Source organism: Nitrospirillum goiasense (genome assembly GCF_034427435.1).
Classification (GTDB): Bacteria; Pseudomonadota; Alphaproteobacteria; order Azospirillales; family Azospirillaceae; genus Nitrospirillum.
The window spans coordinates 521,244-546,819 of the sequence record NZ_JAXQNP010000003.1; the positions used below are offsets into that span (position 1 = coordinate 521,244).

At 68.5% G+C, this 25,576-nt stretch carries 23 protein-coding genes; 9 read left to right on the plus strand and 14 right to left on the minus strand.

Annotated elements, in window-relative coordinates; genetic code table 11:
* Positions 1 to 8: 8 nt before the first annotated feature.
* Complete coding sequence (locus ULB03_RS16695) at positions 9 to 767, minus strand: cell envelope integrity EipB family protein (RefSeq protein ID WP_322484257.1); 759 nt, start codon at positions 765 to 767, stop codon at positions 9 to 11.
* Between the two features lie 520 nt (positions 768 to 1,287).
* Between ULB03_RS16695 and ULB03_RS16700 the strand changes: the two genes are divergently transcribed.
* Entirely contained in the window at positions 1,288 to 1,965 is a 678-nt protein-coding gene (locus ULB03_RS16700) for a GGDEF domain-containing protein (protein WP_322484258.1), read from the plus strand.
* 186 nt (positions 1,966 to 2,151) lie between these two features.
* On the opposite strand, the gene ULB03_RS16705 is transcribed toward ULB03_RS16700, so the two are convergent.
* The 3 genes from ULB03_RS16705 to ULB03_RS16715 are packed head-to-tail and all read right to left on the minus strand — an operon-like array spanning position 2,152 to position 5,440.
* Positions 2,152 to 2,415: a hypothetical protein gene (locus ULB03_RS16705; protein WP_322484259.1), complete on the minus strand. Its 264-nt coding sequence runs from the start codon at positions 2,413 to 2,415 to the stop codon at positions 2,152 to 2,154.
* A 14-nt stretch (positions 2,416 to 2,429) separates the two neighbouring features.
* Positions 2,430 to 2,627: a hypothetical protein gene (locus tag ULB03_RS16710; RefSeq protein WP_322484260.1), complete on the minus strand. Its 198-nt coding sequence runs from the start codon at positions 2,625 to 2,627 to the stop codon at positions 2,430 to 2,432.
* A gap of 11 nt (positions 2,628 to 2,638) precedes the next feature.
* Positions 2,639 to 5,440, minus strand: coding sequence for a M16 family metallopeptidase (locus tag ULB03_RS16715; RefSeq protein ID WP_322484261.1), 2,802 nt, complete (start codon positions 5,438 to 5,440; stop codon positions 2,639 to 2,641).
* Positions 5,441 to 5,849: 409 nt separating this feature from the next.
* On the opposite strand from ULB03_RS16715, the gene ULB03_RS16720 reads away from it, so the two are divergent.
* The 3 genes from ULB03_RS16720 (at position 5,850) to ULB03_RS16730 (ending at position 11,001) form a co-directional block, all read left to right on the plus strand.
* On the plus strand, positions 5,850 to 8,045 hold the full coding sequence (locus ULB03_RS16720) for a TonB-dependent siderophore receptor (RefSeq protein ID WP_322484262.1): 2,196 nt from the start codon (positions 5,850 to 5,852) through the stop codon (positions 8,043 to 8,045).
* Positions 8,046 to 8,111: 66 nt separating this feature from the next.
* Positions 8,112 to 10,235 (plus strand): TonB-dependent siderophore receptor, encoded by a 2,124-nt coding sequence (locus tag ULB03_RS16725; RefSeq protein WP_322484263.1) that lies wholly within the window; start codon positions 8,112 to 8,114, stop codon positions 10,233 to 10,235.
* Between the two features lie 64 nt (positions 10,236 to 10,299).
* Entirely contained in the window at positions 10,300 to 11,001 is a 702-nt protein-coding gene (locus tag ULB03_RS16730) for a sulfotransferase family protein (protein ID WP_322484264.1), read from the plus strand.
* Positions 11,002 to 11,047: 46 nt separating this feature from the next.
* On the opposite strand, the gene ULB03_RS16735 is transcribed toward ULB03_RS16730, so the two are convergent.
* From ULB03_RS16735 to ULB03_RS16745, 3 genes are all read right to left on the minus strand, one after another.
* On the minus strand, positions 11,048 to 11,449 hold the full coding sequence (locus ULB03_RS16735) for a c-type cytochrome (protein WP_322484265.1): 402 nt from the start codon (positions 11,447 to 11,449) through the stop codon (positions 11,048 to 11,050).
* Positions 11,449 to 12,780, minus strand: a complete 1,332-nt coding sequence (locus tag ULB03_RS16740; RefSeq protein WP_322484266.1) for a hypothetical protein — start codon at positions 12,778 to 12,780, stop codon at positions 11,449 to 11,451. The genes ULB03_RS16735 and ULB03_RS16740 overlap by 1 nt, the downstream gene beginning before the upstream one ends.
* Positions 12,781 to 12,848: 68 nt before the next feature.
* A complete protein-coding gene (locus tag ULB03_RS16745) occupies positions 12,849 to 13,427 on the minus strand; it encodes a cytochrome b (protein WP_322484267.1) in 579 nt (192 codons plus the stop codon).
* A 335-nt stretch (positions 13,428 to 13,762) separates the two neighbouring features.
* Here ULB03_RS16745 and ULB03_RS16750 point away from each other — a divergent pair, with 335 nt between their 5' ends.
* From ULB03_RS16750 to ULB03_RS16760, 3 genes are all read left to right on the plus strand, one after another.
* A complete protein-coding gene (locus ULB03_RS16750) occupies positions 13,763 to 14,170 on the plus strand; it encodes a hypothetical protein (protein ID WP_322484268.1) in 408 nt (135 codons plus the stop codon).
* 107 nt (positions 14,171 to 14,277) lie between these two features.
* Positions 14,278 to 14,520: an antitoxin gene (locus tag ULB03_RS16755; protein WP_322484269.1), complete on the plus strand. Its 243-nt coding sequence runs from the start codon at positions 14,278 to 14,280 to the stop codon at positions 14,518 to 14,520.
* Positions 14,517 to 14,906, plus strand: a complete 390-nt coding sequence (locus ULB03_RS16760) for a type II toxin-antitoxin system VapC family toxin (RefSeq protein ID WP_322484270.1) — start codon at positions 14,517 to 14,519, stop codon at positions 14,904 to 14,906. The genes ULB03_RS16755 and ULB03_RS16760 overlap by 4 nt, the downstream gene beginning before the upstream one ends.
* Before the next feature lie 74 nt (positions 14,907 to 14,980).
* Here ULB03_RS16760 and aspS read toward each other — a convergent pair whose 3' ends face one another.
* Positions 14,981 to 16,801: an aspartate--tRNA ligase gene (aspS, locus tag ULB03_RS16765; RefSeq protein ID WP_145732020.1), complete on the minus strand. Its 1,821-nt coding sequence runs from the start codon at positions 16,799 to 16,801 to the stop codon at positions 14,981 to 14,983.
* Between the two features lie 211 nt (positions 16,802 to 17,012).
* Between aspS and rnd the strand changes: the two genes are divergently transcribed.
* Complete coding sequence (rnd, locus tag ULB03_RS16770) at positions 17,013 to 18,164, plus strand: ribonuclease D (RefSeq protein ID WP_322484271.1); 1,152 nt, start codon at positions 17,013 to 17,015, stop codon at positions 18,162 to 18,164.
* A gap of 228 nt (positions 18,165 to 18,392) precedes the next feature.
* On the opposite strand, the gene ULB03_RS16775 is transcribed toward rnd, so the two are convergent.
* From ULB03_RS16775 to ULB03_RS16795, 5 genes are all read right to left on the minus strand, one after another.
* Positions 18,393 to 19,076: a hypothetical protein gene (locus ULB03_RS16775; RefSeq protein WP_322484272.1), complete on the minus strand. Its 684-nt coding sequence runs from the start codon at positions 19,074 to 19,076 to the stop codon at positions 18,393 to 18,395.
* Positions 19,077 to 19,441: 365 nt separating this feature from the next.
* Complete coding sequence (gene secD, locus ULB03_RS16780; protein WP_322484273.1) at positions 19,442 to 21,280, minus strand: protein translocase subunit SecD; 1,839 nt, start codon at positions 21,278 to 21,280, stop codon at positions 19,442 to 19,444.
* Positions 21,205 to 21,966, minus strand: a complete 762-nt coding sequence (locus ULB03_RS16785) for a protein translocase subunit SecD/SecF (protein WP_322484274.1) — start codon at positions 21,964 to 21,966, stop codon at positions 21,205 to 21,207. Before ULB03_RS16785 ends, secD begins: the two co-directional genes overlap by 76 nt.
* A 205-nt stretch (positions 21,967 to 22,171) precedes the next feature.
* The gene (locus tag ULB03_RS16790) at positions 22,172 to 23,797 is read right to left on the minus strand and encodes a RimK family protein (protein ID WP_322484275.1); all 1,626 of its coding nucleotides are present in this window, start codon (positions 23,795 to 23,797) and stop codon (positions 22,172 to 22,174) included.
* A 13-nt stretch (positions 23,798 to 23,810) separates the two neighbouring features.
* Entirely contained in the window at positions 23,811 to 24,038 is a 228-nt protein-coding gene (locus ULB03_RS16795) for a hypothetical protein (protein ID WP_322484276.1), read from the minus strand.
* A gap of 158 nt (positions 24,039 to 24,196) precedes the next feature.
* Here ULB03_RS16795 and ULB03_RS16800 point away from each other — a divergent pair, with 158 nt between their 5' ends.
* Positions 24,197 to 24,673, plus strand: a complete 477-nt coding sequence (locus tag ULB03_RS16800; protein ID WP_322484277.1) for a GNAT family N-acetyltransferase — start codon at positions 24,197 to 24,199, stop codon at positions 24,671 to 24,673.
* On the opposite strand, the gene ULB03_RS16805 is transcribed toward ULB03_RS16800, so the two are convergent.
* The gene (locus ULB03_RS16805) at positions 24,670 to 25,575 is read right to left on the minus strand and encodes an alpha/beta hydrolase (protein WP_322484278.1); all 906 of its coding nucleotides are present in this window, start codon (positions 25,573 to 25,575) and stop codon (positions 24,670 to 24,672) included. The two genes, ULB03_RS16800 and ULB03_RS16805, sit on opposite strands and share 4 nt — an antisense overlap.
* Position 25,576: the final 1 nt, after the last annotated feature.

Sequence of the window (25,576 nt, forward strand, 5' to 3'; positions counted from 1 at the left end):
GGACTACGTCAGCAGGCGGGCTTGGGCAGCGGCTCCAGCGCCACCAGCTCGGCCCGCACCTTGAAGTCGCCGTAGTCGATCAGCATGGACTGCACGATGCCGTTGTCCATCAGCATCATGGCGGTGTCGTAATCCGGCAGGGCCTGCTGCTCGTCATTGGCGAAGAACGCCAGATGGACGGGCCAGGCCTTGTCCTTGTGCAGGGCGGCCACGACGATGGCGTCCTTGGCCAAGGGCTTGGCCTTGCCGATGACGGCGGAGACGGGCCCGGCCTCCTCCGCCTCCGACCCGTCGAACACGGGGCGCACATAGACGGGCGTGTCGCCGCGGCGGGCCTGGTCGATCAGCAGCAGGGTGTGCGCGGTGGGAAACACGGTGCCGGGCGCCAGTTCCACGTCCAGCGGCTTGGGGCGTTCGAAATGGGCGACGCCGCCCTCCTCACCGTTCAGGGTGGCGACGCCCTTCATCTCCTCATCCGGCTGGCCGCTGGTCTGCTTGCGGACGTTGAAGCGATAGACGCTGCCGTCCTTGGCCTCCCAGGTGGTGTAGCTGGTGGTCATTTCCTGGTCGTCGGCTTCCGAGTACAGGAATTGGATCTGGAAGCGCTGTTCCGTCGTCCAGCCGCGGCAGACGTCGTTCCAGGCGAAGTTCATGGCGCCGACCACGCCGGTCACCCGGCTGCCTTCCCGCGAGGAGGCCAGGGTCAGGCGATAGGCGGCGCGATGCGGCGACATCTGCGCGCCCAGGGCCATCACCGTGGCGGCCATGGGGCCACCACTGGACGGCGGCGGGGGGCGGATGGCGCAGCGGTGGGCGACGTGGTCGCCGGCGCCACCGGGGGTGCGGCGTCGACCGCCGCCGGCAAGGCCAGAACGGCCAAGGACGCCAAACCCATGCTCACCAGACGTGCGCGCATTCTTTTCGTCACTTTCGCTACCTTGCTCTGGCGCTAACTTGCTCCGGGTGCTGTCCGGCACAGGCAAAGCCAGGGAACGCAGCATGCCGCGTCCAAGGGGCCCTCGCCAAGCATTCTTGTCGTCACAGGGGGGCGCCCCGTCCCTGGATGATACGGCCGACACCCAGGGGGCCGTCGCCCGCCCCGACGCCGGCGGCGGCAGACATTGCCGATGGGCTCTGCCGAAAGGGGATCGGCAAAAACTGCCCCGAGGGCGGTGGAGCCCCTGTTGCAAAACGCAAATCCATTCATTATCAACAGGTTATTGAGCGGCATGCCCCTTGCGATCTCCGTCTTGCGTCACCCACGACGCCCCCAACGGAGTAGCGCCAATGACCCCGCCGGACACCGCCCTGCCCCTGATGCCCGCCGTCAATCTGACCCTGCCCCGGGGCCATATGCCGGTGGGGCTACGCGGTCCGGAGGCGGCGGCCAGCCTGAACCAGTTGCTGGTGCAGGAGCTGGCCATGCGCCTGGCGGACGCGGAGCGCATCATCACCGAGCAGCGGGACCGCATCGATTACCTGGAAACGCTGAGCACCACGGATGAGCTGACCGGCCTGCTGAACCGGCGCGGCTTCCAGGTCGCCTTCCGGCGCGAGCTGGCGGGTGCCCGGCGCGGCAGCCGGGGCGGCGTGCTGGTGATGGTGGACCTGGACGGCTTCAAGCGCATCAACGACATTCACGGCCATCAGGCCGGCGACGCCTATCTGCGCCTGGTGGCCCGCACCCTGGCCGACCATGTGCGCGCCCACGACGTGGTCGCCCGCCTGGGCGGGGATGAGTTCGCCGTGTTGCTGACCCGGGTGGCGCCGGACCAGGGCATGCAGCGCGCCCAGGCCCTGTCGGAAACTCTGCACCACGCGGCCTTGGACTGGCAAAGCCAGCGCCTGCCGCTGAAGGCCAGCTTCGGCTGCCAGGCCTACGGCGCCGACGACCGCGAGGATGACGTGCTGCACCGGGCCGACGTGCTCATGTACCAGACCAAGGCGGCCTCGAAGGCGGCTTGACGCCGCCCATGCCCTGCGGGCGGCCGCATCCGCGGCCTTGCCATCCTCCCTTTCCGGTCCACTGCGTTCCCCAGAAAGGTCCGGCGCCCACAGTCGTGGGCTCGTCGCTTCGCTCCAGGTAATGGGCGGCGTAGGTCAGAGAAAGATCCTCAGGTTCACTGAGCCTGGGGCCTTTTTCATTTGCGCCTACCCCTGCCGCCGGTAGGTGCCCTTGAGGAAGGGCGTCCAGGTCAGGCCGCCGTCGGTCGAACGGTCGATGGCGGTTTCCATGTGGTCGGGCACGGGCCACCAATAGCGGTGCCGTGCGCGGCCACGCGGGGACGTACGGATGAAGGTGTAGCCTTCGGCGCCCAGCTCATCAGCCCCCTCCACCGGTCCCCACAGGCCCGGCGCCGGGTTGGCCGGCACGTAGCCCATGTCATCGAACCAGAACAGTAGGTGCACCGCCACGTCCGGGTCCCAGGTCAGGACGCCGTGGGCGGCGAAGGCGCCGGCCTCCCCCGGTCGAAGACGTAGTCCAACAGAAGATGGTGACCGTTCAGGGCGGGGCGCACGGTCATGCGGCCCGTTCCGCTGGAGCCCGGGGAACTGGGCTGCACCGTGTCCGTGCCCACCCAGTCACCGGCGAAGGCGGCGGTCAGCCGCCGCATCTCCTCCCGCATGGCCCTGGCCCTCAGGGCTGCTGGGACGGGGCCGACGCCTTGGCCTTGCCCTCTTCCTTTTTGGGCGCGGCCTTCAGGCTGCCGCTGTCCAGGTTCACCTGGGCGGCGGGGATGACCTCCACCTTGGGGTACTTCTGCTTCAGCGCGGTCAGGAACTGGGCGCTGTCGCCCACCACCACCAGGCTGCTCTGGCTGGGGGACAGGGTGCGGGCGGCGGCCTGCTGCACCTCGGCCGGGGTCACGGCCTGGATGCGGCCGATGTAGCGGCCGATTTCGCCCAGGTCGACGCCCTGCAGCGCCAGGCTGCCGACCAGGCTGGCCACGCCGTGGGTGGTTTCCACGGTGCGGCCGAAATTGCCGATCAGCACGGCCTTACGGCCGGCCAGTTCCGCCTCGCTGGGCGCCTGGGTGCCCAGCTTGCCCATCTCCGTCATGATCAGGCCCGCGACCTCGGGGGCGGAGGGGTTCTTGGTCTGGGTGCTGGCGACGAACGGCCCCGGCACGCGGCGGAAGTCCAGGGCCGACCCGGCACCGTAGCTGAGCCCCCGCTTGATGCGGATTTCCTGGTTCAGGCGCGAGGAATAGCCCACGCCCAGCACGGCGTTGGCGACGGAGGCGGGGTAATAGTCCTTGTCGGACCGGGCAAGGCCCGGCCGCAGCACCAGCACCGCCGCCTGGCCGGACTTGGGCAGGTCGATCACCACGGCCCGACCGGCCGGCTGGGCCGGGGAGGACGGCAACGCCGGCAGGGCCGCCGCCGGCTTGGCCCAATCGCCGAACAGCTTCTCGGCGATGGCGAAGCCCTGCTCCGCCGTCAGCGGGCCGGCCAGCACCAGGGTGGCGTTATCGGGACGCCACCAGGTGTGGTGATAGGCGGTCAGGTCCACCGGCTTCAACGCGGCCAGCGACCTCGGCGTGCCGGCCAGCGGGTGGCCGTAGGCGGCATCGGCGTACAGCACGCGCGGCCCCACCAGCTTGGCCAGGCCCGCCGGGTCCTTCAGGGTCACGGACAGGCCGTCCAGCGCCTGGTGACGCTCCCGCTCCAGCTCTTCCTTCTGGAAGGCGGGGTTGCGGGCGACATCGGCGAAGATGTCCATGGCCGGGTCCAGCACGTCAGCCTTGACCATCAGCGACAGTTCCGAGCCGTCCCAGCCGGCGGCGGCGGCCAGGCTGCCGCCCAGCGCCTCGACATCCCGGGCGATCTCCGGCGCGGTGCGGGTCTTGGTGCCCTTGGTCAGGACGTTGGCCGTCATGGCGGCCGTGCCGGGCAGGCGCGACGGGTCCACCGCCCCGCCGCCGCCGATGCGCAAGCTGGCCTGGATCAGGGGTACGCCGTGGGTGGGCGCCACGATGACGCGCAGGCCGTTGGCCAGGCGCTTTTCCACCGGCTGCGGCAAGGCAGCCTCGACAGCCGGGCCGGGCGCCGGCGGCGCCTGGCGCTGGTCGGCCGGCGCCGGCTGCACCACCTTCAGGTCGGCCGGCACCACCAGGGGTGCGGCATCAATGGCGGGGGAGGTCGTCACCGTGTCCGTTGCCTGGGCCCCCTTGGCGCCCTCGGCGGCCGGGACATAGCGCACGGAAATCTTGGTCTCGGGCTTCAGCCAGGTGGCGGCCACCCGCTTCACATCGTCGGCCGTCACCGCCTGGATGTCGGCCAACAGGCTGTCCGCGCGCTTGGGATCGCCGAAGATGACGGCGGCGCGGGCCAGCAGGCTGGCGCGGCCGTTGGCCGTCTCCCGCTCCTGCAACTCGTCGGTCACCAACTGGTTGCGGGCGGCGGCCAGCTCGGCCGCCGTCACGCCGTCCTTGGACACCTTGGCCAGTTCCTCCAGCAGCGCCTTCTCGCCCGCCTCGGCCGTGGCGCCGCCGGCCAGGATGGCGCCGATGGCGTAGGCGCCCGGCTGCTGGTTCACCTCCTGGAAGGTGAAGACCTGGCTGGCCACCTGCTTCTCATAGACCAGGGACTGGTTGAGGCGGCTGCTGTCGCCATGGCCCAGGATGCTGTCCAGCACGATCAGCGCCGGCAGGTCCTTGTCCGTCGCCTTGGGGAAAGGATAGCTCAGCAGCACCGCCGGCAGGGGGGCATTGGCCTCGGTCACCGTCAGGGTCTGCGGCGCCGTCCGCGCCGGCTCCACCGCCGTCACGCGGGGAATGGCGGCGGCCGGATGGGTCAGGGGCCCGAAATACTTGTCGACCCAGGCGTTCAGCTCCTCCGGCTTGAAGTTGCCCACCACCACCAGGGTGGCGTTGTCCGGCCGGTAATAGGTGGCGTGGAAGGCCTGCACATCCTTCAGCGTGGCGGCATCCAAATCCTCGATGCTGCCGATTCCGGGGCGGCCGTAAGGGTGCACCTTGTAGCTGACCTGCGGGAACATGAGGTAGAACAGCTTGCCGTAGGGCTGGGCTAGCACCCGCTGGCGCAGTTCCTCCTTCACCACGTCGCGCTCGGACTTGAAGTTCTCCTCGTCCACGACGAGGGAGCCCATGCGCTCCGCCTCCGCCCACAGGATGCGCTCCAGGTGATTGGCGGGCACGGTTTCGAAGTAATCGGTGTAATCGGCGTTGGTGGAGGCGTTGTTGTAGCCGCCCACATCCTCCGTCAGGCGGTCGAACTGTTCCGCCGCCATGTCGCGCGTGCTCTTGAACATCATGTGTTCGAAGAGATGGGCGAAGCCGCTGCGCCCCTTGGGATCGTCCTTGGACCCCACGCTGTACCACACCTGCACCGACACGGTGGGCGTGGACGTGTCCGGCAGGGCGATGACCTTCAGGCCGTTGGCCAGCGTGCGCTCCGTGAACGCCAGCGGCGGCACCGACACCGTCCCCCCGCCGCCGCTGCGGCTGGGGCGTCAGCGGCCCCCATTCCGGCCGCGAAGGCGGGCAGGCTGGAGGAAAGGGCCGTCGTCAGGGCCAGGGCCGCGAGCGTGCGGGTGAAGCGCGTCATGGGTGCCGTCTTCCTTCTTGGGCTGACCGGCGCGACGGGAGCGCGCCGGAAATGGACTGTTCCCTAAATAGCCCAAAACCACCCAGGTGCGGCGGGGCATTTCGTTAATTCCTTGTAACAGAACGCCGCTCCCCATCCCCAGGGCGCCGGGGCGCATCCACGGGCCATACGCCCGGGGGAGGGCTGCCATGCCGGAGTGAAAGTCACTTGCATTCACATCCAAGCCACCTTAACCATCGCCCAAAGTGATAATAATTATCAGTTGCTGGAGCCTCTCCATGTCCAACGTTCGGCAGTTCGCGTCCCCTCTGGCCCCCTCCCGCTTGGCCTCCTCCCGCTTGGCCCTCACCCCCATGGCCCTGCTGGCCTGCACCGTGTCGGCGATCACCCTGGCCGCCGGCCCCGCCTGGGCCGATGACGCGGCGGATTCCGCCGCCCCGTTAAGCGACGTGCTGGTGATGGGCGAGCGCTCCCCCACCGACGCGGCCAGCGCCCTGAAAGCCGCCGCCCCGCTGGTGGAGACGCCGCAGTCGGTCAGCGTGATCACCCGGGATGAGCTGAACCTGCGCGTGGCTGACAACCTGAACGACGCCCTGAACTATACCGCCGGTGTGGCCACCGACACGCGGGGCAACACCGCCGGCCGCTATGACCTGATGACGGTGCGCGGCTTCAACGCCGACCAGTACCTGGACGGCCTGCACCTCATCAGCTCGGTCAACGGCTATGCCATCCCGCAGATCGACCTGGCGTTCCTGGAGCGGATCGAGGTGGTGAAGGGCCCCGCCTCCGTGCTGTACGGCAACGCCAACCCGGGCGGCATCGCCGCCCTGAGCAGCAAACTGCCCACCGGCCAGACCTTCGGCGAGGTCAGCGTGACCGCCGGCAGCTACGGCACCGTGCGCGAGACGGCGGACATCGGCGGCACCCTGGACGCCAATGGCGTGCTGAGCTATCGCCTGGTGGGCGTGAACGACCGGTCCGACACCCAGATCAGCCACACCGAGTCCCAGCGCTTCGGCGTCAGCCCCAGCCTGACCTACCGCCCCGACGACAAGACCAGCTGGACCGTGCTGTACGTCCACCAGCAGGACCCCAAGAGCGGCGGCTATGGCGCGGTGCCGGTCCAGGGCTCGCTGTTGTCCAACCCCAACGGCCAGATCCCGCGCGACTTTTATGATGGGGAGCCGGATTTCGAGCGGTTCAACCGCACCGAAAACATGGTCACGTCGCTGTTCACCCACAAGTTCGACGATGACTGGGCGGTGCATCAGAACACCCGCTACATGCACCTGACCACGCTGTACAACAGCGTCTACAACGCCGGTTACTTCACCGACGCCAACGAGACCAAGCTGGCCCGCGCCCTGGCCGTGGCCAAGGAAGAACTGAACAACGTCACGCTGGACAACAACGTGACGGGCGTGGTGCGCACCGGCGCCCTGACCCACAACTTGATCTTCGGCGTCGACTTCCAGAACACCGTGCAGACGGAGGCGGCGGGCTTCGGTGGCAGCGTCGCCGACATCGACGTCTTCAATCCCGTCTATGGCTCCGCCCTCACCCTGCCGGCGACCAGCTTCGACGTGCGCCTGCACATGAGCCAGACGGGCGTCTACGCCCAGGACCAGATCTCGTACGGCGGCTTCCGCCTGGTGCTGAGCGGCCGCAACGACTGGCTGGACATCAGCCAGCTGGACCATCTCAGCAACGGCACCACCTCGACGGACGACAGCAAGTTCACCGGCCGCGCCGGTCTGCTCTACCTGTTCGACAATGGCGTGGCGCCCTATGTCTCTTACGCCACCTCCTTCCTGCCGCAGACCACCGTGGACCGGAACGGCAACGTGCTGGCCCCCACCGAGGGCAAGCAGGTCGAGGTGGGCGTGAAGTACCAGCCCAAGGTGTGGGACGCCCTGCTGACCGCCAGCCTGTATGAGCTGCGCGAGACCAACGTCGCCACCACCGACCCCAGCTTCCCCACCGCCTCCATCGCGGCGGGCGAGGTGCGGTCACGCGGCGTGGAGCTGGAAGGGTCAGCCCATCCCATCACCGGGCTGACCGTGCATGCCAGCTACACCTACATCGACAACCAGGTGACCAAAGACAATTCGGGGCTGGAAGGCACGCGGCCCTACGCCGTGCCCCAGACCACCGCCAACGGTTACGCCAACTATGTGATGCAGGAGGGGCCGCTGGCCGGCCTGGGCTTCGGCGGCGGCGTGCGCTACATCGGCCGCGGCTTCAACGGGGTGGCCGGCAGCGGCAGCCTGACCATTCCCGGCGCCACGCTGTTCGACCTCATGGGCAGCTACGACTTCAAGCACCTGGCCCCGCAGTTGGACGGCCTGACCCTGAACGTCGACGCCAGCAACCTGCTGGACCGCCGGTATATTTCGTCCTGCTACAGTAGCATCTGGTGCTGGTACGGCCCGGGGCGGGACGTGAAGGCGAATGTAAGCTATCGGTGGTAAGCAGTGCCCTCCCCGGCCACCGGCCGGGGAGATTTTGGGGCGAGGCGGCGCGCGGGGCCGGGCATCATGAGTGGCTTGTACGGTTCACGGTTCCTGGGCGCCGCCGCGGCGGCGTGCCTGATGTTGGCCCCGGCGGCGTATGCCGCCGGCGATGAGGGCGGGGCCGGCGACGGCCTTGACGACATCACGATCACCGCGCAGAAGCAGCCCTATCGCGGTGACGTGCCGCTGCGGTCCATGCCGCAGAGTCTGCAGGTCATTTCCAGCGAACTGCTGGCGGATATCGGCGCGACGCGGCTGGACACCGCCCTGGACATGGCGGCGGGGCTGGCGCGGCAAAACAATTTCGGCGGCATGTGGGACAGCTACGCCGTCCGCGGCTTCGCGGGCGATGAGAATTTCCCCAGCGGCTATCTGGTCAACGGCTTCAACGCCAGCCGGGGCTTCGGCGGCCCGCGCGACGCCTCCAACATCGACCACATCGAAATCCTGAAGGGTCCGAACTCCGCCCTGTTCGGCCGGGGGGAGCCGGGCGGCACCGTCAACATCCTGACCAAGAAGCCGCAGTTCGACCCACAGGGCAGCGTCACCCTGACGGCGGGAAATTACGCCGACCGGCGGGTGGAGGCGGACGTGACCGGCCCCGTGGCCGACACGCTGGCCCTGCGCCTGAACGGCGCCTATGAGGACGGCCACAGCTTCCGCGACACGGTCCGCACCAGCAAGTACACGGCGACGCCGTCGGCCTTCCTGCGGCTGAACGACCAGATGACCCTCAGCTATGAGATGGAGGCCGTGCATCAGGAGGTGCCGTTCGACCGCGGCGTCGTGGCCGTGAACGGACAGCTGGGCACCATCCCCGCCTCCCGCTTCCTCGGGGAACCGGGGGACGGCGCCATGGACATCGACGGCCTCAGCCACCAGCTACAGTTCGAGGACAATTTCGCCGGGAACTGGGCCCTGCTGGTCGGTCTGTCCTATCGCGAAACCGCCCTGAAAGGCTATTCCAGCGAGGCGGAACTGACCGCCGCCCGCCAGACGCTGGACATCGACGGCCAGACCCTGTCGCGCCAGCGGCGCTACCGCGATTATGAGACCGGCGACCTGGTCGGCCGGACCGAGCTCAGCGGCACCTTCGAGACGAGCGTGCTGACCCATCACCTGCTGGTGGGTGCGGATTGGGACCGGTTCAGCTATGACCAGGTGCAGCGGCGCTTCCGCCCCACCCTGGCCAATCCCAACGGGATCAATATCTTCAACCCCGTCTATGGCGCGCAGCCGGCCGTCGGCAACTTCATGAACGCGCTGGAGATCGACAATTCCGGCGGCGTCTATTTCCAGGACCAGATCGACCTGACGCGCCATTGGAAACTGCGCGTCGGGGCCCGCTACGACGACTACAGGCAGGATATCCTCAACCGGCTGACAGGGGGCCGCACCACCCTGTCCGACACCGCCGCCAGCCCCCAGGCCGGCCTGGTGTATGAGGTGGACGACGGCCTGTCGTTCTACGCCAGCTATGGCCGGGGCTTCCGCCCCAACACCGGCACCGACGCGCACGGCAACGGCTTCAAGCCGGAGGAGACGGAATCGCGGGAAGTCGGCGCCAAGCTGTCGACGCCGGATGGCAAGCTCAGCGGCACCGTGGCGCTGTACAGCATGACCAAGAGCAACATCATGACCGCCGACCCGGTCAACGCCGGCTTTTCCCTGGCCATCGGCGAGGCGGAGAGCAAGGGCGTGGAGGTGGACATCAACGGCACCCTGCCGGGGGAACTCAAGCTCTGGTTTTCCTACGCCTACACCGACGCGGAGGTGTCCAAGGACTTCCTGGACCCCAACTTCGGCCTGGCCATCCACAAGGGCGACCGGCTGATCAACATTCCCAAGCACAGCGGCAGCGTCCTGCTGACGCGGGACTTCAGCGTCGGCAGCGACGGCGTGGTCACCCTAGGCGGCGGCGTCAACTATGTCGGCAGCCGCCTGGGCGAAACGGGGACGGGCTTCACGCTGCCGGACTATACCCTGACCCGGCTGATCGCCGCCTACGCCCCGACGGCGAGCTGGAAGATCTCCGGTGAGATCAACAACCTGTTCGACGAAACCTATTACCCCTCCTCCTACTCCCGCCTGTGGGTGACGCCGGGCACCCCCCGCACCTACCGGGTCCACGCCAGCTATCGGTTCTGATCGCGGCGGCGCATTGGCGGTTGCGGCCTCCCCTCCCCGGCGCTTCAATGCGCCGGCCCCACTGATGCCGCCCCCAACCGATGCAGACTTACGATCCCACCGCGCCGCTGATCTCCCTGCACATCCCGAAGACCGGTGGTTCCAGCCTGCGCGCGGTGCTGGCGACCTGGTTCCCGGGGGCAGCCTGCTGTTCCACTACCGCGACCGCGCGGAGCCGCCGACGCGGCATGAACCGCGCGGGGGAACCTGCATCCATGGCCATTTCAACGGGGCGCGGGGCATCGGCGCCTGGCAGTACTATCCCGGGGTGACGCAGCACATCACCTTCCTGCGCGATCCCTTCGACCGCTTCCTGTCGCAGTGGTTCTACCTGAACAAGCGCAAGCGCGCCGGCTATCCCGAGCCCGACCTGACCGATGACCCCAGCTTCGACACCTGGCTGCATCGCCGGGCCGAGGCGCAGGCCCAGGGCCGCAACCCCTACTCCTTCATCTGGCAAATGCCGCTGCCGCCCGGCACCGTCGATCCAGACACGCTTTTCGCCCGGCATTTCGTGTTCGTCGGCATCATGGAACGCTACGCCGCCTCCCTCGATGCGCTTGCCACCGCGCTGGGCAAGCCCCGCCTGCCGCCGCCCCATAGCAACGCCACCGAACGGGACAGCGACTTCACCTCCTGGCGATCGGCTTATGAAAAGCTGTTCCCGGATGAGTATGAGCTTTATGAAAAGGGCCGCATCCATAACGCGGCCGCCATCGCGGGGTGACACGCCGACGGGTGGAGGCATCTGCGCCCGCGTCACCCACGCCCCGTCACGCGTGCAACGTGGCCAGGAAGGCGATGATGTCCGCCCGCTCGGCGGCGTCCTTCACGCCCTGGAACTTCATCACCGTGCCCGGCATGGCGGTCTTGGGTGCCGCCAGGTAGGTGTCCAGCGTCTCCGGCGACCATATCCAGCCCGCCCCGCGGTTGGCGTCGGAATAGGCGAAGCCCTCGACCGTGCCGGTGCGGCGGCCCATCAGCCCGAACAGGTTGGGCGCGCTGCGCGAACTGCCGCCCGGCCGGGTGGTGTGACATTCGCCGCAGTAGTTGTCGAACAGGTCGGCGCCGCGGGTGGCGTCGGCCGCCCGGCCCGCCGCCGGCAACGCGGCGGCCAGCAGCGCCAGGGCGGCCAGGATGCGGCCCCGGCGCCGGGATAGGGGGAAATGGTTCATCAGAAAGCCAGCCATGTCAGTAGCCACAGGGTGTTGTTGTCCGACGCGTTGCGGCCGTTCCCGTCGTAATTGCGGCTGGCGCCGTTGAACTGGGTGTAGCCGGTGTATTGAAGCGCCAGGCGCAGGTTGGCCCAGGGGGCCGCCCAGGAGTCCGTCTTGCCGAACGGCGTCCAGTCAGCCTGCAGGACATAGCCGCTGGAGTTCGGCTTGCCGTTGGCGCTGCCGGTCAGGGGGTCCGATCCATAAAGCGCGGCATCGCCCGAGCCTGTGCTGCGGAACACGCCGGCCGTCAGGCCGTAGGTCTGCTGGAAGGTGTAATAGGCGTTCAGGCGATAGCTGTTGAGATGACCGGACGCGGCGTCGGCCAGGCCCAGGGCCACGCTGGCCGGCAGGTCATGTGTCTCCAGGATGGCGGTGGCGTTGGCACCCAGGACGTGGTTGCGGTTGGGATGCCATTGGTAACTGGCGTCCAACCCCACATCCGTATAGCGGTCGGTGCCGGCGCTGCGGTCGTTGTTGGGGAAGACATGGGCCGAAAGGCCGAACACGCCGAGGGCCGCCGAGTGCTGCAGATCCTCGTGTTGCAGCGCCATCCGGGCGTAAGGGGCGGTGCCGTCCACCACCGGGCCGTCGGCGATCGCCACCCCCAGGGTATTCAGCGGGCCGCCGCCCAGCGCCCGGTAGCCGCCCGCCTCGACATAGAGCAGGTCGGCGAACAGGCCATAGGCGGTCATCCCCACCACCCGTTGCGCCAGACCGCCCTCGATCAGGGTGGCCGCCGCCGGATGGGGCGCCAACTTGGCCGCGGCATAGGGGAAGCCCCAGGCCGGGGTGGTGTTATAGGGGTCCGAGACGGTCGGGCTGTTGTTCACCGACAGGCCCAGGATGCTCTCCAGCCCCGCCAGGGTGGCCTCACGCCCGTAGCGGAGGTCGGTGTTGTCCCAGGCGATATGGTGGCCGACGCCATCCCAGGTGGTTTGCGAGAAGACGCCCAGGTGATCATAGATGCGGCCGGCGACGAAGACGCTGACCTGATCCACCGCCCCATTGTTGTTGGGCCCGAAGCCTGAAGCAGCCCCGCCGTCCTGGCCCTGCGCCGTGTGGGTGAGCGACACCTCCGCCATGCCGGACACCATGGGGAATTGGCGCGGCGCCTGGCCATCGGCATAGCCCGTCAGCTTGAACGCGCGGCCGTGCGCCGTCAGTTGCGGGCCGAAGGCGCCGACATGGCAGGCGCTGCACGCCTCGCCCGTCTGGTCGGAGAAGGACGGTACGGCGCGGGCGGGCGTGGCGGCCAGGACACCCAGCAGCAGGGCGGCGAACACGAACACGATAGGGGCGCGGCACCCACCGTGCCCGCGCGCTTTGGGGAAGGAGACCATGGGGCAACCTCGGCTGGTCAGGATTCGGGGATGGTGGCCGGGCGGGCAAAGCCACGCCCCGGGGGACGCATGCGGTCCATGGTGCCGTCCTTCAGGACCACGGCATGGGCCAGCGCGGCGCCGACATGCAGGGCGACCAGCGCCAGCAAGGCCCAGGATAGGGAGGCGTGCGCGAGGCCCAGCCATTCCGCCCGCTCGGCATCCTTGGCCATGAGGGTGGGCAGCGGCAGCCAGCCGAACAGATCCAGCGCCCGGCCCCGGGCCGACGCCAGCAGCCAGCCGCTGGCGGGTTGCAGGAACAGCAGGGCGTAGAGGCCCCCATGGACCAAGCCCGCCAAGCGGCGCTGCCAGACCGGCATCCCCGGCGGCGGCGGCGGGGCCGCACGGGTCAAGCGCAGGGCCAAGCGGGCCAGGGACACCGCCATGAGGACGAGGCCGACCAGCCGGTGCCAATCCAACAGCAGGCGGCGCAAGGCGGCATCCTCGACCCCCTCGCGCCCCCACGCGGTCGCGAACAGCGCCATCACCAGCGCGGCGCCGGCCCAATGGGCGTAAATCTGCGCGGCACTGTACGCGCGCCTATGAACCACCATCATCCACCCCCGCCATTGTCACGGCCACGATGGTGCGGCGCGGAATTCCTACCGCACCGCACCCATGGACGCGCCCACCCTAAGGGGCCGGCGTGTGGAGTTGTTTGGAGTTGTCCCCCTGCCGCGTTGAGTGTTTTGCACGGTCCGCCACTGACCAAGCATCCGCAGCGCGGGCGGGGCATGTCCGACGTGTCCGCCCTGTCGGACACTGGCGGAGACAGACGGGCTGACCGGCAAAGCCTTACGATTCCTTGGAAAATCTTGTGGCCCGGAATCTGCTTCGCCCCGCAACCGGCACGTTGGCGGCTCCCTAGGCCGCGACCAGAAGGAAAACGATTATGAACGCGACCATCGACGCCATCAAAAGACACCAGGGCCGGATCGGCAGAAGCGCCAGCATCAGCGTCGGCTATGCGCAGGCGGATGTCTCCGGCGGCGGCCTGATCATCGACCTGGGATTCACGCTGGAAAACATGCCGACCCAGGACACGCCCTGCTGGATCCTGTTTTCCGAGGAACGCTCCGGCAAGGAGATCGGCAGCGGCTTCCTGGTGTGCGCCGACAGCTTCAAGGCGCCGGAAACGGGCGTGGGCTACGATTTGTCGTATTACTGCCTGTTCTCCGTCGCCCATGATTTCGGGCTGACGCCCCGCGACGTCGTCTGCGCGACGATTTCCTTTGGCGAGAACGGCATCCGCGCCCAGTTGGAGGGCAACCCCATCCGTATCCCCGTCACGTTCCTGTGATTGGCCCTCCCTGAGGGAGGGTGTACGTGCAAGGGGCAGACATGGGTGAGCCTTGCCCCTCACGTCATCGCGGTATATATTTTTGGTGGATACCAACGGAGTTCCCTTTGGAAACCGCCAAACTCTTCTGGTCCGGCCGCTCACAGGCCGTGCGCCTGCCCAAGGACTTCCGGTTCGAGGGCGAACAGGTGCGGATTCGTCGCCATGGCAACGCCGTGATCCTGGAACCCATCGCCGACGGCTGGGACTGGTTGGCGGAGGTCGTCGGGCCGGTGGATGAAGATTTCGCCAAGGTCGCGACGGAGCGCCCGACCGAGCAGGAGCGCCCAGCCCTGGACTTCTTCGAGTGAAGTTCCTGCTGGATACCAACGCCGTCATCGCGGTGATGAAAGGCCACACCACTTTCCTGGACCGCATGCGGCAGCACCGACCGGAAGATTTCGGCCTGCCCGCCATCGTCGCCCACGAACTATACTTCGGCGCCGCCAAGAGCCAGCGCGCGGCGGAGAACATGGCCCGTGTCGAGGCCCTGCGCTTCCCTGTCCTGGACCTCGACCGGGAGGATGCCCGTCAGGCGGGCCTTATCCGGGCGCACCTGGCCACCGCCGGCACGCCCATCGGCCCCTATGATGTTCTGATTGCAGGCCAGGCGCTAGCGCGTGACCTGACCCTGGTCACGCACAACACCCGGGAATTCCAAAGGGTGCCGGGGCTGCGCCTGGAAGACTGGCAGTAGCCCCACCCTGAAACAGAGCGGGCGGCGCCCTTTCGAACGCCGCCCGCTTCACTTCAACCCTGAGAGCCTGAGCCTCAGCCTTCCTTGGCCTCGGTGGTGATCTTGGGCTTGGGCAGGTCGAGTTTGATGTGCAGTTCCTTCAGCCGCGCGGTGTCGACGGCGTTGGGGGCCTGCATCAACAGGTCTTCGGCGCGCTGGTTCAGCGGGAAGACGATGACCTCGCGGATGTTGGGCTCATCGGCCAGCAGCATGACGATGCGGTCGATGCCAGGCGCGGAACCACCATGCGGCGGGGCGCCCAGCTTGAAGGCCGACAGCATGCCGCCGAAGCGGGTCTCGAGATCCTCGGCGGAGTAGCCGGCGATCTCGAACGCCTTGTACATGATCTCGGGCTTGTGGTTGCGGATGGCGCCCGAGGACAGCTCGATGCCGTTGCAGACGATGTCGTACTGGAAGGCCTTGATGTCCAGCGGGTTCATGCTGGTCAGGGCCTCCAGGCCGCCCTGCGGCATGGAGAAGGGGTTGTGGGAGAAGTCGATCTTCCCCGTCTCCTCATCCTTCTCGTACATCGGGAAGTCGACGATCCAGCAGAAGCGGAAGGCGTCCTTCTCGATCAGGTCTAGTTCCTCGCCGATGCGGGTGCGGGCCTGGCCGGCCAGCTTGGCGGCGGGGCCTTCCAGGTCGCAGACGAAGAACACGGCGTCGCCGTCCACCGCACCGGTCAACTCACGCAGCACGACCTGCGCCGCCTCGGGCACGAACTTGGCGATGGGGCCCTTGCCGGCGCCGTTCTCGAACAGGATGTAGCCCAGGCCGGGGGCGCCCAGGCCACGGGCCCAATCGTTCAGCTTGTCGAAGAAGCTGCGGGGCTTGTCGCCCACGGCCGGCGCCTTGACACAGCGGACCACGCCGCCCTTGTCCAACACGCCGCGGAAGGCCTTGAACTCCACGTCGTCGCGGCGGAACACGGCCGACACATCGGTGATCACCAGCGGGTTGCGCAGGTCCGGCTTGTCGTTGCCGTACTTCAGCATGCTCTCGGCATAGGGGATGCGCGGGAACGGATAAGGGCTGACGGTCTTGGCGACGCCGGTGAAGTCACGGAACTCGGTGAAGATGCCGTGGATGACGGGTTCGATGGCGGCGAACACGTCGTCCTGCGTCACGTAGCTCATCTCGAAGTCGAGCTGGTAGAACTCGCCTGGGCTACGGTCGGCGCGGCTGTCCTCGTCACGGAAGCAGGGGGCGATCTGGAAATAGCGGTCGAAGCCCGCCACCATCAGCAATTGCTTGAACTGCTGCGGCGCCTGCGGCAGGGCATAGAACTTGCCCGGGTGGTTGCGCGCCGGGACCAGGAAGTCGCGGGCACCCTCGGGTGAGGACGAGGTCAGGATGGGGGTCTGGAACTCGGTGAAGCCGGCCTCGATCATGCGGCGGCGGGCCGAGGCGATGACGTTGGAGCGCAGGTGGATGTTGCGGTGCATTTTGGTGCGCCGCAGGTCCAGGAAGCGGTAACGCAGGCGGATGTCCTCGCCCGCGTCCTGGTCGGAGTTCACCTGCAGGGGCAGCTGGTCGGCCAAGCTCTGCACCACGATCTCATCCGCCTTCACCTCGATATGGCCGGTGGGCAGCTTGTCGTTGATGGTGTCGGCCGTGCGGGCCACCACGCGGCCGGTCACGGTGATGACCGACTCCAGGCGGGCGGATTCCAGCACCTTGAAGCCGGGATTGTCGATATCGATCACGCACTGGGTCAGGCCGTAATTGTCGCGCAGGTCGACGAACAGCAGTTGGCCGTGGTCACGCTTGCGGTGGATCCAGCCGGAGAGGCGGACGGTCTTGCCGGCGTCTTCCAGGCGCAGGGCGCCGCAGGTGTGGGAACGATAGGGATGCATGGGGCCGGACCTTGACGAGTGCGGGTTGGGCAATAGCGCCGCCGGCCCGCGAAAACGCGGGACTGACGGACCGGCGGACACTAGGGCCGGACGGGGGCGGATTGTCAAGACGGCCGGGCGGTTTCGCGTGCGGGGCGATGCGGGTTTTCCATCACGGCCGCGCCTTGAGGCCCTATGCACGCGCGCTCAGCTATAGTATGTGAAGAACCCCATGACGCTGATCACTACGACCGCCGACCTCTCCGCCTTCTGTGACCGACTGGCCACCGCCGCCTACGTCACCGTCGATACCGAATTCATGCGGGAGAAGACCTACTACCCGCAGCTCTGCCTGGTGCAGGTGGCCGGCCCCGACGAGGCCGCCGCCATCGACCCGCTGGCCGATGGAATTGACCTGTCGCCGCTGTTCGCGCTGCTGGCCAATCCCGCCGTGCTGAAGGTCTTCCACGCCGCCCGCCAGGATTTGGAGATTTTCTTCAACCTGACCGGTGCCGTGCCCGCCCCCCTGTTCGACACCCAGGTCGCGGCCATGGTCTGCGGCTTCGGCGACAGCGTGGGCTATGAGACGCTGATCACCAAGCTGACCAACGCCCGCATCGACAAGTCCAGCCGCTTCACCGATTGGTCCAACCGGCCGCTGACCGACCGGCAGCTGACCTACGCGCTGTCGGACGTGACCCACCTGCGCCCGGCGTATGAGAAGATCCGCCGCCGCCTGGACAAGACGGGCCGCGAGGACTGGCTGGCCGATGAGATGGCCATCCTGACCAGCCCGGAGACCTATCGCCAGGACCCGGACGAGTCCTGGCGCCGGCTGAAGCCACGCACCGACAAGCCGCGCTTCATCGCCGTGCTGAAGGAGCTGTGCGCCTGGCGTGAGCGCGAGGCCCAGCGCAAGGACATCCCGCGCAACCGCGTGGTGCGTGACGAAACCCTGATGGAGATCGCCGCCCACACCCCCAGCACGGTGGATGACCTGGCCCGCACGCGCGGCCTGGGACCCAGCATGGCAGCGGGTCGTTACGGCACCGAGATCCTTGCGGCCATCGAGAAGGCGCGCAGCCTGCCCGACAGCGCCCTGCCCCGCGCCGAACCGCGCGCCGAGCTGCCGGCCGGCATCGCGCCGACGGTGGAGCTGCTGCGCGTGCTGCTGAAGCTGGTGTGCGACGACGAGGATGTGGCGAGCCGCCTAGTGGCCAATGCCGCCGACCTGGAGGCCATCGCCGCCGACGACCATGCCAAGGTGCCGGCCATGTCCGGCTGGCGCTTCGACCTGTTCGGCAGCCAGGCCCTGGCGCTGAAGCATGGCAAGCTGGCCTTGGCCATGGAAAACCGCAAGGTCAAGATCGTCAACCTGGGCTGAGCGTCCAGACCCGAACGGGGCACGCGGGCGCGCATGGTTTCATGCGCCGCCGCGCGATATCGCTGAATGGAATGCCATCCCTTGTGGATGGCTTTTTCCGGATGGCTGTGTCCGCCCCTGCGCGCCTTGGAGTTTTTCTGACTTTCGTTGAAGCGTCAGGGAAACTCTAAGCTTCTGCTCCCTCGTGCGACTCACGCTTCAGATGAGTCCATCTGAAGCGATCGCACTCTAGGCGGCCATGAGAGAACTCTGAAGCTGGGCGAAGAAGGCGGCCGAGGAACCGCTAACCGGTGTCGTGCTGCTCAGCAAGGTGCTCAGCGCATCGCTGGCCGAGGTGCCGCTGCCATCGGCGCTGGTGCCGGTGGCGTCGGCGCCCGCGGCGGTGTCCGTGCCGCTGGCGCTGGTGGAGGCGGTCTGGACGTCGGACGAGCCTTCGTCCATCTTCATGCCGCCGTGATGGCCATGGTGGCCGCCATGATGGGCTTTTCCCGTCCCCTGGGACGCTTCCGTCGCATCCCCTTGCGCGCCCGTCCCAGAGGCGGCCTGCGTGCCATCCGCCGCCGTCTGCGACCCTGACGTTATCGGCAAGCCGGTGGCGGGATCGATAGGCTGCCCGGTGACCGGATCAATGGTCGGGTCGGTGGCGGTCGGATCGGTGGTGGTGGAATCGGCCGTCGTCCCCTGGGCGGGAGTGACACCCTGAAGGGCCGACAGCAGATCACCGCTTAACTGCAAGCCGAAGGGATTGCTGGTGCCGCTGACCGTGGTGCCGCCGGCGCCGAGCAGCGTGGCGGCGGAAGACGTGGAACTGGTGGACGAGGTGTCGTCGGCGCCCGATGCCGATGACGCCTGTTGGGCCTTCCAAGCGCCGTAAGACGCCTGGGACGACCCCACGGAAGATATGGAACTCACGGAAGGTTCTCCCCGGTTTGGCCATGGACCTGGGTGGGGCCGGCCTGGAACTGCCCCCCGGCCAGCCGCCCCCACGGGTGGCGCAATGGCGCGCGCACCAGCGTGCCCTTCGCAAGCCCGGGACCAGCCCGCAAACCCTTGAGAAACCTTGATTTCTATTGAATTGGCCAGAACAAGCCAACAAACCTGCGACTAAATCGGCAGGAATGACCCGGCATACCCTGCCGGCGGCAAGGAAATTTATGCCCTATTAGTTGCAAATATGACTTATGCTATTTTGCAACCGTCTGTTTTTATTGCGTTTTTGTTTGGCATGCCGGTTGCCAAGGGCGCCGCCCCGGACAACCGGCAGCCAGTACGGTCCTTTACTCCGCCGGGGCGGCCGGGGCGGCGGAGCCGTCGGCCGGCACGGGCCGGCGCAGGCTCTTCTCGCCCAGGAACAGCAGAATGGGGGCGGCGATGAAGATGGACGACGAGGTCGCCAGCACCACACCGAACAACAGCACCCAGGCGAACTCGCGCAGCTGCTCGCCCGCCAGCAGGGCCAGGGGCACGGTCACCAGGAAGATGGCCAGCGAGGTGCCGATGGTCCGGCTCAGCGTCTCATTGATGCTGCGGTCGATCAGCTCGCGCAGGGGCATCTTGCGGTAGAGGCGCAGGTTCTCACGCACACGGTCATAGACCACGACCTTGTCGTTGATCGAGTAGCCCATGATGGTGAGGATGGCGGCGATGGAGGTCAGGTTGAACTGCATGCCGGTGATGGCGAAGAAGCCCACGGTCTTCGTCACGTCCAGCAGCATGGTGACCACGGCACCGATGCCGAACTGCCATTCGAAGCGGAAGGTGATGTAGCCCAGCATGGCGATGGCCGCCAGGCCCAGGGCCAGCATGCCGTCGTGGAACAGCTCGGCGCTGACGGAGGCGCCCACGGCTTCCTGGCGGCGGATGACGGCGCCGGGGAAGTCCTTGTTCAGTTCCTCCTGCACCACCTTCACGGCACCCTGCTGGGCGGCGTCACCACCGGCCTGCTGCTCCAGCCGCATCAGCACGTCGGAGGGGGAGCCGAACTGCTGCAACTGGACGGGGCCCAGGTGCAGGGTTTCCATCTTGGACCGCAGCTTGGCGAAATCGGCCGGGCCCTCCGTGCGGATCTCGATGACCACGCCGCCGGCGAAGTCCACGCCGTAGTTCAGACCGGGCTTGAAGAACAGCACCACCGAGGCCACCGACAACAGCACCGACAGGCCGATGCCCATGTGGCGCCCCTTCATGAAGGAGATGTTGGTGTGGTCCGGGGCCGGGCGCAGGCGGGTGCCCACGGTCAGCGTCTTGGGCCGGAAGCGGCGGAACCAGCTGGCGGTGATGGCGCGCGCCACCACGGTCGCCGTGAACATCGAGGTCATGATGCCCAGGCTGATGGTGACGGCGAAGCCCTTGATGGTCCCGGTGCCGACCGAGAACAGGATGGCCATCTTGATCAGCGTGGTCAGGTTGCTGTCGGTGATGGTGGCATAGGCCTTGGAGAAGCCGGCCTCCAGCGCCGCCAGGGGGGTCGCCCCCTTCCGCAGCTCTTCCCGGATGCGCTCGTTGATCAGGATGTTGGCGTCGACGGCCATGCCCAGGGTCAGCAGGGCGCCGGCGATGCCGGGCAGGGTCAGCGTGGCCTGCAGGATGCCCAGCAGGGCCAGGGTCAGGAACAGGTTGCACAGCAGGGCGATGTTGGCGAACAGGCCGAAGATGCCATAGCTGACGATCATGTAGGCCACGACCAGGACGAAGCCCACGGCCACGGCGGTGAGGCCGGCGTGGATGCTGTCGGCGCCCAGCTCCGGCCCGATGGTCCGTTCTTCCACCACGGTCAGCGGCACCGGCAGGGCGCCGGCGCGCAACAGCACGGCCAGGTCGTTGGCCGACTGGGCGGTGTAGCTGCCGCTGATCTGGCCACGGCCGCCGGTGATGGGCTCCTGGATGACGGGGTCGCTGATGACCTTGTCATCCAGCACGATGGCGAAGGGCTTGCCCACATTGTTCGTGGTCGTCTCGGCGAAACGGCGGGCACCGATGCTGTCGAAGCGGAAGCTGACGACCCAGCGGCCGTTCTGGTCGGTGGTGGGGCTGGCGTCGGTCAGGTTGGCGCCGTCGACCTCCACCTTCTTGCGCACCAGGATCTTGCGGTCGCCCCGGCCGTCCGCGACGGACATGATCTGCGTGCCCGGGGGGCGGCGCCGTCGGCGCGGATGGGCTCATCCGTCACCACCAGACGGAAGGTCATCTTGGCGGTGGTGCCGATCAGCTTCTTGATGCGGCCAGGATCGTCCACGCCGGGCAGCTGCACCAGGATGCGGTCGCTGCCCTGGCGGGCCACCACCGGCTCGTTCACGCCCGTCTCGTCGATACGGCGGCGGACGATTTCCTGGGACTGCGCCATCGCCTTGTCGATGCGGTCCTTGAAACCGGCGTCGGTCAGGGTCAGCGTGATGGTCTGGCCCTCGGTGCGCAGATCGATCTCCGGCACGCCGCCACCGGTCGTGGCGGTGGCGATGGGACCCAGGGCCTTGCGCGCCGCGTCAACATCCGCCCCTTCGGGCAGGGCGATGGCGATGGACCGGCCGGCGGGGGTGATGCCGCTGACCTGTATCTTGGCGCTACGCAGGGCGGTGCGCGCCTCATCGGTCAGGCTTTCCAGGCGCGCCTTGGCCACCGCGTCGCTGTCCACCTGCAACAGCAGGTAGGAGCCGCCCTTCAGGTCCAGGCCCAGGTTCACATGCCGGTCGGCCATCCAGCCGGGCAGGTAATCCTTGCTGATCAGGCTGGGCAGGGAGAAGACCACGCCCAGGAAACAGACCAGGGCGATCAACGCGGACTTGAGCGGTGAAAAGCGCAGCATAGGGTACGACGTCCTTGGGAACCCGCAGGGGCGGCCCACCATGAAGGGGGCCGCCGCCAGGGAACAGGCGGCCCGGGTGGAACACCCACCACGGGCCGGTTAAACCAAGCGCCTTGAATACCCGCACCCCCGCACGCTTCCAACCAAAAAAGCGAAGTGGCCCCCTTCCCGCCGGTCCATCCGCCCCTACCGGCGGCGGGCCGGCTCAGGCCACCGCCGCCCGCACCGCGGCCAGCCGGGCCAAGGCAGCGTGTTCGGTGGCGGCGTGCTCGGTGGCGGCTGGGGTGATGCTGCCGGGCATGGGCACCCGACCGGCGGCGGTGAGGAAGTGACCGATGAGGCGACGCCACAGCACGGGGCCGGCGGCGCGATCCTCCATGCCCACGTCCAGGTTGGGATTGTCGTTGACCTCGATCACCATGACCTCCCCGGCCGCCGTCTGTTTCAGGTCCACGCCGTACAGGCCGTTGCCCATCAGGCCGGCGGCCGCCACCGCGGCGGCCAGCACGGCGGGGGGCGTGTCGGTCACGGCCACGGCGCGCGTCGCGCCCTCCTCATGGCTGCCGTCGGCGCCATGGCGGACGATCTGCCAGTGCTGGGGGCACATATGATATTGGGCCACGAACAACACCTGGCCGCCCAGCACGCCCACCCGCCAGTCGAAGGCGGTGGGCACATAGTCCTGCGCCAGGATGATTTCCGACCGCGCCAGCAGCGCGGCGGCCACGCGGTGGAAGGCGTCGGGGTCCATCACCCGCTCCACCCCCCGGCTGAAGGCGCCGTCGGGCACCTTCAGCACGGCGGGGAAGGTCATCGACGCCGCGACCTCCGCCACGGTGGCGCGGGTCACCAGCCGAGTGCGCGGCGTGGCCACGCCGTGCCCGGCCAGCGCCTCCGCCAGGAAGACCTTGTTGGTGCAGCGCAGGATGCTGGTGGTGTCGTCCACCACGGGGATGCCCAGCGCCTCCGCCTTGCGGGCGAAGCGGAAGGTGGGATGGGTCACGGCCGTCGTCTCGCGGATGAACAGGCCGTCGAACCGCGCCAGGTGGCGATAGTCGCGCCGGGCGATGACCTCCACCCGCACGCCCAGGTCGGCGCCCACCCGAGCCAGATGATCCAGCGTTTCGGCCTTGCTGGGCGGCAGGGGATCGGCGGGATCGTGCAGCACCGCCAGCGTGAAAGCGGGCGCCGGCGCCCGTGTCCGCAGCCAGCGCCGGCGGACATGGCCCTCCAGCGCGTTCATGAACACCAGGTCATGGGCCAGGGGCACGGCGTCCAGCCCCAGGGCGGCCACACCGGCGATGCGCCACCCCCGGCCATCGGCATGAACCAGGGTCAGCCGCATAAGGGGACAGTCCAGCCGCTGGAACAGGCGGGCGGCGACATCGCCCAAGCCCACATCGGGCGTCCGGCCGAAATAGATGTTGGCCGTGTGTTCGGTGATGCCGGCCGGCGGGGGCGGCAGGTGGGCAAGGCCGGCGTTCAGGTCGGCCAGGTCATGCCGGTCGGCCATATGCCGGTCAGCCAGATCCACCAGGGTGCGCAGTGCGGGTGTCACGCGGGCGCCCCGCGCCTCCGCCAACAGGGAGGTGTAATAGCCGGCCGAGAGGTAATCGACATGGCGGCAGAGGTTGATGACGCGGCGGGGGCGCCCCGGCCCGGCCGCGGCATAGGCGCCGGCGGTCATGATGCGGCCGCCGGGATCGGGCCAGCGGAAGTCGCGCCGCCGCTCCACCACCACGATGAGGTCGGTTCCGGCCAGCACCGGGGGGCGGGCCGGAACAGGGTTGAGGTCAAGCTGTCTGGAGACCGCTGGGGAACAGTCCGGCATGGCGCCGCTCCCCCTAAAACCGGCTGCTGGGGAAGCGGGGGGCGGCCCTCCTCGCCGCACCGGCGCCGGGGCCCGCACCGGCCCCGCCGGCGCGCAGCAGCACGGTGGGACGGTCGGGTTGGAAGATGGCGAAGGCGACGGCGGCCCGCCGCTCCTTAAAGACGCCGCCGATGAGGCCGGCGCTGTCGTGGGCGGCCCACAAGCCGCCGGGGCCGCGTTCGATGACGATGGTGCGTGCCATGATGCGTTCCTTTGGGAAAAGCCCACAGCATCAACCCCGCCGTGGTGTCCCCAGTGTCCGGGCAGCCCGCATTAAATCTCCATGCCAATGGCGGGGGCGGAAGATAAAGGGGTTTTAATTAGGCCCCGCGATGCCTCTCCCGTACCGTGATCCTCATCATGACACCCTCTCCCTTCCCGGCGCCCTTTCCGGCCCCTCGGCCCGCCACCCTGGCCGACCTCGAGGCCCTGTTGGCGCTCGAGGCCCTGTGCTTCGAGTTCAACCGCATGGGCCGGCGCAGTTTCAAACGCCTGCTGGCGCGGCCATCCGCCCACATCCTGGTGATCGATGGTCCGGCCGGCACCCTGGCCGCCAGCGCGGTGCTGCTGTCCCGCCGAGGCACGCGGGGCCTGCGCGTCTATTCCCTGGCGGTCCACCCCGGCCAGCGCGGCCACGGCTTGGCCAAGGCCCTGATGCAGGCCGCCCTGGACCACGCCCGGGCCACCGGCCACCACTGGCTGTCGCTGGAGGTGCATCCGGAAAACGCGGCCGCGCGCGCCCTGTATGATCGCCTGGGTTTCCACCAGACCTCGGTGGAGGAGGACTACTACGCCGACGGCTCCTCCGCCTTCAGGCTGCGGCGCTCTGTCGATTAGGGCCTGACGGCCGGCAGGCCGGGCGCCCGCCGGGGCGCCTCCTGCTCCAGCGTGGTTGCCGGGCCCTTGCGCCCTGCCAGGAAGTCCAGCAGGGCGTCGGTGCCGCCCTTGTCCCACAGGTCGGCATGGCCCGCCCCCTTGATCCAGGCGGCCTGCTTGGGCTCCGGCGCCGCCTGGAACACCGCCCGCCCCATGGCCGGCGGCACGCTGCGGTCGGCCAGGCCGTGCAGCACCAGCAAGGGGCAGGCGGGCGGCGCCACCGCCAAGCGGCGGACCACGGCCAGGGGATTGGCGGCCATGCCGGCCAAGGGCGCCAGATGCCAGCGGCCAACCAGCAGCTCGGCCCCGGAAGTAGGCGGGGCGGCCAGAACCAGGGCCGCCGGCCGGCGTTCCCACGCCATTTGCAGCGCCAGGGCCGCCGCCGCCGATACCGCCAGGATCACCAGGCGCGAGCCGGAGACGCCCCGCGCCGTCAGGTGGTCCAGCGCGGCGCGGGCGTCGGCCAGCAGGGCCGCCTCCCCCCACTCCCCCGTTATCAGCGAGGCCGGGCGGCGGCAGGTGAGCATCACGCCATAGCCGTTCGCCACCAGCGCCGAGGCCAGGCCGGCCAGGTCGGCGCGACGCTGTCCGGGGCCGGCCAGGATCAGGACCAGCGGCCGGGCGCCCGTGGGCTCCGCCGTCCACGCCGTCAGGGTGGCGCCGTCGGCGGTGGGATAGGCGACGGCGCGCAGGCCGGACCCATCCGGCGGGGCACCGGGGTCGGGCAGGCGCGGATGGACGAACAAGGCGGCCCCGCCCTCGCGGGACAGGGTCATCACCAGGCTGCCGAGCAAGAGCACGCCGATGACCAGGGCGATCAGCACGACCATGTAGACCATGTTCGTGACCGCCCCGGCCGCCATC